We start from the raw sequence: 3,357 nt of genomic DNA on the forward strand, positions 1-3,357 counted from the left end.
CTTTGGTTTTCGTCGACTTAATTTTAGCACTAGGACATACGGTGTCCTATTTTTTTTGCAAAAAAAGATGTCGATGATTTTACTCATCAACATCAAATAGTGTAGAACCGTGATAAATCACATCTTTGAAAAAAGGTGTGATTTTTTTGATGTTGACCCTGGCAATAATTTGATATCTTGCAATTTGGAACAGTATTAAGGATAATAAAGTCAGGATTAGTCAAAGTGATTTTCTGAACGGAAGGAGGCGGTGGATAGTGGAAACGCAAAATGTTTCAGATATGATTGAGCAATATTTAAAGAATATTTTGCAAGAACATCAACATATAGAAATCCGGCGAGCTGAAATTGCCCAACAATTTGATGTAGTCCCATCGCAAATTAATTACGTAATTAAAACCCGGTTTACCATTCAAAATGGATATTTAGTTGAAAGTAAACGTGGTGGCGGTGGTTATATTCGAATTGCAAAAGTGCGCTTATTAGAGGATAATCAAGTTCTTGATTTATTAATAACGGCAATTGGAACAACGGTTTCGCAACATGATGCCATCGCAGTTGTGCAAAGTTTGTTTGAAGATAAGTTGATTTCGCCACGTGAAGCTAGTTTAATATTAGCAACGATTGACAAAGATACGCTTCGAATTAACGATACGCAAACAGAAAACGCGATGCGTGCACGTATTTTAATTGGGATTTTAAATCGCTTACGGTTTAAAAGTTAAGATAGCAAAATAGCGAGGTGTACAAATGGAAAATGAATACACAAGAAGTGCTCGAAATGTGTTGGTATTAGCACAAGAGCAAGCGAAATTTTTTAAACATCAAGCAGTTGGAACCGAACACTTACTTCTAGCATTGGCCATGGAATATGAAGGTATGGCTGGGAAAGTATTAGCACGTTTTGGCCTCGATGCAGATAAAATTCGCCGAGAAATTGAAAACTATACCGGTTATGGTAATTTAAATCCACTTGAACGTGAAGATTACTTACCATATTCACCTAAAGCAGCGACAACATTACGAGCTGCGGGTGAAGAAGCGCGTAATTTACAAGCCAAAAACATTGGTACTGAACATATTTTATTGGCCTTGTTGGGCTCACAAAGTAATTTAGCAACGCGGATGTTAGGGGATTTAAATGTTAAACCCACTGATATTCAACGCCAAGTACTCAAAAATGTTGGCGTTAACACAGATACAACGCGTGGTAAAGGTGGCCGTGTCACACCTAAAGGGACCCCAACTTTGGATGGTCTTGGTCGAGATTTAACTAAAATTGCCGCAAGTAAACAGATGGATCCAGTGATTGGCCGTGCTAAAGAAGTTAAACGTGTAATTCAAATTTTGAGTCGACGGACGAAAAATAACCCGGTATTAGTTGGGGAACCTGGAGTTGGTAAAACTGCCATTGCGGAAGGGTTAGCGCAAAAGATTGTTAACAAAGAAGTGCCGGCTAACTTACAAGGCAAGCGGTTAGTGTTGCTTGATATGGCTGCTGTGGTGGCCGGAACGAAATACCGTGGTGAATTTGAAGAACGCCTCCGCAAAATTGTTGATGAAGTCTACAATGATGGTAACGTGATTCTCTTCATTGATGAATTACACACGCTAATCGGGGCTGGTGGCGCAGAAGGGGCAATTGATGCCTCAAATCTCTTGAAGCCAGCACTTGCTCGTGGTGAAGTGCAAATTGTTGGGGCTACAACGCTGAATGAATACCAAAAGTATATTGAAACTGATACTGCATTAGAACGTCGTTTTGCTAAAGTATTAGTTAACGAACCATCTGAAGCAGATGCTACTGAAATTTTACTTGGTTTGAAGGAACAATACGAAAAGCATCACCGCGTAAGTATTACAGATGAAGCAATTGAAGCGGCAGTTAAATTATCAGTACGCTATATTCCTGATCGCTTCTTGCCAGACAAGGCAATTGATGTGATTGATGAAGCGGCTGCTAAAGTCCGGATTAATAATCCTGAAGTGTTAGATGAATTTACACCATTAACGCAAAAGTTGGCCGAATTAGTTCGCCAGTGTGATGAAGCTTTGTTACAACAAGATTTTGAACGGGCGGCCCAATTACGGCGCGAATTTGTCGAAGTTAATGAGGAATTAGAAGCCAAACAACGCCAACAAGCAACGCAAAAGTTACTCAAAAAAGATGATGACTATAGCTTATTTGTTACGTCTGAAGATGTGGCGGAAATTGTCGCTGAATGGACGGGTGTACCGGTAACGCAAATGCAAAAATCGGAACAAACCCGTTTAATTAACTTGGAAAAGGTCTTGCATGAACGGGTTATTGGGCAAAATGAAGCTGTTTCGGCAATTTCTCGCGCAATTCGGCGGGCACGGTCTGGTTTGAAAGATCCTAAAAAGCCTATTGGGAGCTTTATGTTCCTTGGTCCTACTGGGGTTGGTAAAACTGAATTAGCCAAAGCATTAGCGGAAGTGATTTTTGGTTCTGAAAATAACATGATTCGGATTGATATGTCTGAATACATGGAAAAATATTCAAGTAGTCGCTTAGTCGGCGCAGCCCCAGGATATGTTGGGTTTGATGAAGGTGGTCAATTGACGGAAAAAGTCCGGCAACAACCATATGCCGTGGTATTGCTTGATGAAGTTGAAAAAGCCCACCCAGATATCTTTAATTTGTTATTACAAGTATTAGATGATGGGTACTTGACTGACTCTAAGGGTCGGCGGGTTGATTTTAGTAATACGATTATTATTATGACCTCTAACCTTGGGGCAACTCGTGTTCGTGATGAAAAGACGATGGGCTTTGGTGCGAAAAAAGCGGAAGCAGATTATGACGCAATGGCGGCTAAAGTTCGTGAAAGTCTAAAAGAACAATTCCGGCCAGAATTTATTAACCGGATTGATGAAACCGTTATTTTCCATAGTTTAGATAAGCCTGAATTGCATGAAATTGTTAAATTGATGGCAAAAAGCTTGCTTAAACGCGTTCAAGAGCAAGGGATTGATATTAAAATTACGCCCGCAGCAATTGATGTGGTCGCCGCGGCTGGTTTTGATCCCGAATACGGGGCACGACCATTACGCCGGGCTTTACAAACGAAAGTTGAAGACTTACTTAGTGAGGAATTACTTTCAGGTCATATTGCAGTCAATGACAGTGTGACCATTGGAGCAGCGCGTGGTGAAATTAAGTTAACGGTAAAACACCCCGAAACATTACACTAAAAAATAGGGTGATGACAGGCGAATGATACTAAATAAGGGGTTGTGACATAACTACCTCTTAAATAAAAATTCCAGATGGAAATGAGTATCATTTCCATCTGGAATTTTTTTATTTTGAAAAAAGTGAATAAATTAGCGAGC

At 40.0% G+C, this 3,357-nt stretch carries 2 protein-coding genes; both read left to right on the top strand.

Going from position 1 to position 3,357, the window contains the following annotated elements:
- The first annotated feature begins 257 nt into the window (after positions 1-257).
- Positions 258-725, top strand: coding sequence for a CtsR family transcriptional regulator (locus LQZ76_RS09840; RefSeq protein WP_230099536.1), 468 nt, complete (start codon positions 258-260; stop codon positions 723-725).
- A 25-nt stretch (positions 726-750) separates the two neighbouring features.
- Entirely contained in the window at positions 751-3,216 is a 2,466-nt protein-coding gene (locus LQZ76_RS09845; RefSeq protein WP_230099537.1) for an ATP-dependent Clp protease ATP-binding subunit, read from the top strand.
- The last annotated feature ends 141 nt before the right edge of the window (positions 3,217-3,357 follow it).

Origin of the sequence: Periweissella ghanensis (assembly GCF_918814755.1) — a bacterium.
GTDB classification, from domain to species: Bacteria; Bacillota; Bacilli; order Lactobacillales; family Lactobacillaceae; genus Periweissella; species Periweissella ghanensis.

What these genes read in the sequence shown, in the direction of transcription:
- LQZ76_RS09845 (WP_230099537.1), top strand. Translation starts at nt 751, where the DNA reads ATGGAAAATGAATACACAAGAAGTGCTCGAAATGTGTTGGTATTAGCA.